The 5,743-nt window shown below is 58.1% G+C and carries 7 protein-coding genes; 4 read left to right on the top strand and 3 right to left on the bottom strand.

What is annotated here, in order from left to right; genetic code table 11:
- Positions 1 to 79 precede the first annotated feature (79 nt).
- Entirely contained in the window at positions 80 to 1,807 is a 1,728-nt protein-coding gene (locus tag KH208_RS14970) for a phage tail tape measure protein (RefSeq protein WP_291437638.1), read from the bottom strand.
- Positions 1,808 to 1,983: 176 nt separating this feature from the next.
- On the opposite strand from KH208_RS14970, the gene KH208_RS14965 reads away from it, so the two are divergent.
- Positions 1,984 to 2,238 (top strand): type II toxin-antitoxin system HicA family toxin, encoded by a 255-nt coding sequence (locus KH208_RS14965; RefSeq protein ID WP_083521959.1) that lies wholly within the window; start codon positions 1,984 to 1,986, stop codon positions 2,236 to 2,238.
- A complete protein-coding gene (locus tag KH208_RS14960) occupies positions 2,235 to 2,573 on the top strand; it encodes a type II toxin-antitoxin system HicB family antitoxin (RefSeq protein ID WP_062251864.1) in 339 nt (112 codons plus the stop codon). Before KH208_RS14965 ends, KH208_RS14960 begins: the two co-directional genes overlap by 4 nt.
- A 32-nt stretch (positions 2,574 to 2,605) precedes the next feature.
- On the opposite strand, the gene KH208_RS14955 is transcribed toward KH208_RS14960, so the two are convergent.
- Complete coding sequence (locus KH208_RS14955) at positions 2,606 to 3,277, bottom strand: HGGxSTG domain-containing protein (RefSeq protein WP_291437634.1); 672 nt, start codon at positions 3,275 to 3,277, stop codon at positions 2,606 to 2,608.
- Positions 3,277 to 4,191 (bottom strand): hypothetical protein, encoded by a 915-nt coding sequence (locus KH208_RS14950; RefSeq protein ID WP_291437631.1) that lies wholly within the window; start codon positions 4,189 to 4,191, stop codon positions 3,277 to 3,279. The genes KH208_RS14955 and KH208_RS14950 overlap by 1 nt, the downstream gene beginning before the upstream one ends.
- 49 nt (positions 4,192 to 4,240) lie before the next feature.
- Between KH208_RS14950 and KH208_RS14945 the strand changes: the two genes are divergently transcribed.
- Both KH208_RS14945 and KH208_RS14940 read left to right on the top strand, forming a co-directional pair.
- Positions 4,241 to 4,498, top strand: coding sequence for a hypothetical protein (locus KH208_RS14945; RefSeq protein WP_291437630.1), 258 nt, complete (start codon positions 4,241 to 4,243; stop codon positions 4,496 to 4,498).
- 126 nt (positions 4,499 to 4,624) lie between these two features.
- A complete protein-coding gene (locus tag KH208_RS14940; RefSeq protein WP_291437628.1) occupies positions 4,625 to 5,296 on the top strand; it encodes a hypothetical protein in 672 nt (223 codons plus the stop codon).
- The last annotated feature ends 447 nt before the right edge of the window (positions 5,297 to 5,743 follow it).

Genomic DNA, 5,743 nt, shown 5'->3' with positions numbered 1-5,743 from the left:
GCGTTTGCCGTCAGGGCCGGGAGTGGGCGTGAAGGCGTATTTCCGCAACTTGTCGGAGTCGGGTTCTTTGGCCTGAGCCTCAAAAACTTTCATTGCCGTAGTAGAACTCATAAAACCGGACATTGTTGCTCCTTTCAGTGTTTGGGGGGATTGTCGTAATCAGGGCTGCCGTCGTCCTTGGCCCAATAACCGCCACGGTAAAAGCCGCGCCCCACGGTCCCCCGAACACGCCCAGCAACGAGCTTCCGGCCGATTTCAGCCCTTTCATGGCTGTGCCAGCCGTGACGGACGTTCTGCCCAACGTCTTGAGCGACGCTTCATAGGCCACGGTCTTGGCCGTAAGGTCCGTCTGAAGATCGCGCAGACCCTGTTCGTATGCCATGCGCGCCATGGTGCTCCGGTTGAGGATGGCCTGATTGACAGCGCGGCTGGCCGAGGACTTGTATTCCGCCATTTCATCCTGGACCCGGACCATGGCGAGTTTGGCTTCCGCCGCCTGCTGCTCCCTGGTCGCAGCCATGTTCTCATACTGCGCGGCGATGTATGCCCGCAGCCCGGTCACGCGTTGCCCGTCATCGCCCACGGCAAACGTTGTGTTCGAGGCTTTCCGGGCCACGACAAGAGCCGCCATCCCCGCGCCGACAGTGGTCAGCACCGGCACAAAGGTCGTGAAGTTGGCGTTGATCTCGCTCAGAACCGAATTGAAGGAAGTCAGAGCTTGGGTGGCCGTCCCGCCGAAGGTTGTGCCGATGTTGGTCGCCAGGTTGCTCATGTTGTTGGACATCTCGTCAATCTGGCCGTTGATGCTGGCCGTGTACTTCCCGAATGCGGACGAGGTGGCACCGGCCCGGCGCTCAATGCCCGCCAGGGATTCCTCAAAGCTCTTCGAGGACGAGATGAGATTTTCCGCCGCGACCTTGGCTTCGCGGTCGGTGAATAGGGCTCCGATGGTCTTACCGGTTTTCCTGGCCTCCATATCCAGCTTCTTCAGCGCGTCCAGCAGCCGGTTGGAGGAGAAAAACTCGGTCGAGTTGGTCCCCATTCCAGCCAGTGTCTTTTGCATCGTCTCCGAGGGATTGGCGATGTTCATGAACAGGCTGCGCGCCTGCGTGGCGGCGACCGGCGTGCTTCCTGCGGTCTGCGTGATCACCGAGAACGCGGCCCCCATGTCGGCGGCCGCAATTTTGGCGATGCGCGCCGTGGATGCCAGATCGCCCACCACCGGCACCAGTTCCTGGACCGACGTTTTGCCGTAGCGCTCCACGGAAAAAAGAAAATCCGAAGCGTCGGCGGCGTCCTTGAGTTGGCCGGTAAAGCCTGTCATCAGAGAGGTAAGCGCCCGGATGGTGTCGGCCTGCGTGACTTGGGCCGCTTTGGCGGCCATGGACGACGCGGTGAGCATGTCCATGGAGGCCGTGGCGTCCGTCACCCCGGCAGAAAGGATCTGGTAATAACCCTGGGCAAGCTGGGCATATGAGCCGAGCGAGGAACTGACGCTCTTGAGTTGCGTCTGCATTTCCGCCAAAGGCCGGTCACTGACCTTGCCAAGGTTGTTGATACTGGTCTGGAAATCCGCCGCGCTTTTCAGAGCGCCGCCGAAGGACAGACCAAGGCCCACCGTCGCCAGAGCGCTTTTCAGCCGTCCGAGGGATTGTTCCAGCCCTCCGGATGCCGTGGAGAGCCGTTTGACCGAATGCTCGGCCCCATCGGCGGATGACGCGAACGCATCCAGACGGGTAATGCCGGTTGCGACATCACTCGTCCTGATTTGCACGTCGAGCTTGGCAAGATCCACCGAACCGGCCACAACGGTTCTCCATTTTTTGAGAAAACCGTAGCACGCGCACCGCCGTCGCCCGCCCTATTCGGCAAAACAGCGGGGAGTGACGGGGAAATGAGGGCTTGACAGCGCCAAAAGACAAACTCGAATCACAGACCACAGATAGGCATTGACATAATATCAAAAAATAATATCATAAATACATGAAACGCAAACATGCCGCCATACTTGCGCAAATCTTCGCCCGCCCTGTGCCCGGAAGCGTTCGCTGGACAGATATTGAGAGTCTTTTTACCGAGTTAGGCGCGGAGATTGCAGAACGTGAAGGTTCTCGCGTGAGTGTGTTTTTGTTCGGCGAAGTGCGGGTATTTCATCGCCCGCACCCCACCCCGGACACGGATAAAGGGGCGGTAAACAGCATCAGAAAATGGCTGGAACAGCACGGAGTGAAGCCATGAAAAATATTATGGATTTTGACGGCGGCTACAAAGCTGTCATTGCATACGACCCGGAAATCGAAATGTTTCGGGGTGAATTTATAGGCCTGAACGGTGGCGCTGACTTCTACGCCAAAGACCTTGAAGGACTGCGGCGTGAAGGGGCAGAGTCGTTGCGAGCGTTTTTGGAAGAGTGCGAACGCCACGGCATCAGCCCACACAAGAGCCACAAAGGGAATTTTGCGTTGCGGCTGGACCCGGAAATATACCAGCAAGCCAGCATTGCGGCGGCAGCGGAAGGTAAGTCGTTGAATACCTTCATTACAGATGTCGTGCGTCAAGCGGTGGCAGGATAATCTACGTCGATAAAAAAAGCAGTCATACGCAACTAAAAGTTGAAATGCTCTAATGAAAAAGGCCAGGGCGTTTGCTCCGGCCTTTTCCAAATCGTTATGTTTTTCCCCCGCCGCCTGCCCTCTTTTTCGGCTGTGCGGCCAGGAACGCCGCATCCATCGCCAGCAGCGTATCCACATGCCACGGTTCCAGTCGGTTGCCCGTCACGCGCTGCGAGGCGTCCATTTCCCCGAACGACAGCGGAGCCGGGCCAAAGCCGGCGGATGGATTGGCCGTGCGGAGCTGCCAGAACCAGGCCCACAAATGTTCCAAAGCCGGAGGGATGCCGCCGTTGATTTCCTTCCGAATCCTGTTCCCCGGTGGGCTGTCCGGCCAGCGCTTCCGCCTCCCGCGCCCGCTGAATCCGCTGCATGATGCGCAACTCTCGTAACTTGAGCATCTTGAGATTTTCCCGAAGCATGGTCAGCGGATCTGTATCCAGTCCAGCCAGATACGCCTGTTCCTCCGGCGTCATGGTGGCGGCCAGGATCGTCTCGTGCGCGCCGGTCCGCAGCGCGTTCTTCGAGCCCTTGGGTGGGCCGGAAGACAGACCGCCATGGAATCGGCATACCCGCTTTCCGGGCACGCAGGTATTTTTGCACTGCTCCCCGGTTGAATGGGACGTGGCCGAGCAACGCGGCCAATTCTGGTACGAGGGGGCAGGCATCAATCCCTCACGTCCATGGGGTAATTTTCAAAACGCTGCATGTCCTGCCTCACGCTTCGCCGGGCGCAATCCCCCCAGCGTAAAAAACCCAAACCCCTGCCTATGGTTGCGGCTCCGATGAACCGCCGACCTGTCCCGTCCGCTTTGCCGTGGCTGCCGCATCGCTGCGGTTGCGCTCGCTCGCCCGGAGGATTGCGGAACACTCCGTTCCGCCGCTGTCGGCATCCGGCCCGACTTTCCAGCCTGCAAAAAACGCCCACGTTCTCGGTTACCCCTGGACTTACCGGCACTGCCAGGGCGAACTGCCGCGACAGTATGGGGGCGACGACGACCCCGGCCATCATCTGCTGATTGCCGGTAGTAAGGGTCGGCATGGGCATATCCACGGGCGTCGGCGCGTGTCCCGTGGTATTCGTCACCACCACAGGCGAAATCAGACCGAACCTGTTTTCCGTGGTCTGTGTCGGGAGCGGACGGCCCAAGTCTTGACCGCGAAAATCGTCGGGCTTCTTGGCCCCGTAATAGGTCACGATGAACGCCTCCGCCGCCTGGAGGACATATCGCCGTAAGCCCTCGGCAATACGGCGCTGTGTGGCGAGAGCCAACGGCTTTTTCCGGTCGAAAATACTTTGCGAGGGGATAGACCAGTCAATGCACTCCGCCGCCGTGCGCCACGGCAGCAGTTTCCCGGCCCGCACTTCAGCGGATTTCGGGTTGCCGTGTGAGGGCGCGGGCCAGACGATGGGCCCCTTGTCCCGCCGCGCCACAACAAAAAGCCGCCGCGTGGTGGGCGCGCCATAGTCGCAGGCTCTCAAAAGCCGCCATTCCACCCGGTAACTATGAGCATTCCCTTGTCCCTCGCCCACATGAATGGCGGCGGCATCATTGAAGCTGTGGATGAAGCCCTGGCCCAAATCGCGGAAAACATCGCTGACGTGAATACTCCGCCGGCCCCGCAAATTGGTGCTTGAAATCGTCTTTAACCCGAATAAGGACCGCAATTTTCCCATGGCCAAGGCCACGGTCAAAACCTCCCTCCAGCCTCAGGAAGCGCAGGAAATTCCGCTGCTGCTGGACAAGGAAGATGGCAAACATCTGCTGTTCGAGGCCGCCAAGGATCACAATCCCGGCCAGCTCCGCCTTGAAGGCACTATGCCCGGCGAGGTCCACGAAAAAACCTCCAAAAACGTGACGCCTTTCAAGGCTGTACAGAGCAACTAACCACCAACCAGAGAGGATATCCAACTGTCACAACTTATTGACAATCGCAAAGAAGCCAATGCCCATCTTGTGGGTCTTGGCCAACAACTGGAAGCCGAAAAGCAGTCCAATGTACAGACTTTCATTATGCACAAACTGGATGACGAGCGTGTGTTCTACAAGCCCGATGCTGATCAGGATTGGGAAGAATTGCGCGAAGCCCTGGTGGGTACTTTGAACGTCAGCACGCTCTCGTCCATCAAGGACTACCTGACCGACAACCCCGATGGACTGGATCTTCAGAAAACCATGGTGCATGTCCGCGGACCGCAGCTCGTCGATGTCATTTCCACTCCGTTCGGCGGTTTTCGCCAGCGCGACGTTTTCATGCAGGCTCGCGCCGTCATACCGGAACATATGTTCAATCAGCATGTGTCGCCGGACAAATTCGTGCCCTGGCTACAATCATGCTTCTGCGAAAGCGAAGACCTCCAAAGCCTGTTGCAAGTTTCCGGCAATATTGTGGACACCAGGGAAGTCCATCTCCTTGATGACGGCGTATCACAGGAGGTTTCCATCCGACAGGGCGCGGCGCGGAAATCCACAGTCCCTGTACCCTGCCCAGCCGTGCTCATACCGTTCAGTACCTTTGTGGAAGTGGATCAGCCCCCGCGCAAGTTCGTCTTTCGCCTGGGTTCCGATCCCCTGACCTGCTCGCTCATCGAAGCTGACGGCGGCGCCTGGAAAATCACGGCTATCAGCTCCATTTCCGAGTGGCTTCATGCCAATCTGCCCGATGGCGTGAAGGTGATCGCCTAGCTTCCAGCACCCCGGAGAGCAGAACTATTTCCACCATCATCAGAACCGGGACAAAGGAGCCCGGTTCCCATTGATGGCAGAAACCGAGAAAAACAGCCATGCCCAATACAATCGGCATACTCTCGGGCCAGTACACCACTGCCCATAAAAAAATCAGCCGGCCACCACAGTTGAACTTGCTTGAAGCGAGATGAGAAGGCGCTAAGGAGAACAGCAATGCTTACCGCATCTCAGGTTTCCACCCTCTTGAACGTATCGCGCGCATGGGTTTATAGGAACAAACGCGCGCTTGGGGGCTTCCAGCTTTCTCCTGGGGCCGCCGTTAGGTTCTCTGAAAACCGCATAGAGCTGTAGTAGTTCAGACTTGATCTGACAGTCGGTACCGTTTTGATGGTGCCTGTTGTCAGGTTAGTTGAGCTGCCCGACCTTTTTCTTCCAGAGTAGTTT

The sequence above is a fragment of the Desulfovibrio sp. genome, from assembly GCF_018379785.1.
Classification (GTDB): Bacteria; Desulfobacterota; Desulfovibrionia; order Desulfovibrionales; family Desulfovibrionaceae; genus Desulfovibrio.
The sequence above is the reverse complement of the archived record's forward strand: the minus strand, read 5'-3'. Positions and strand labels throughout refer to the sequence as shown.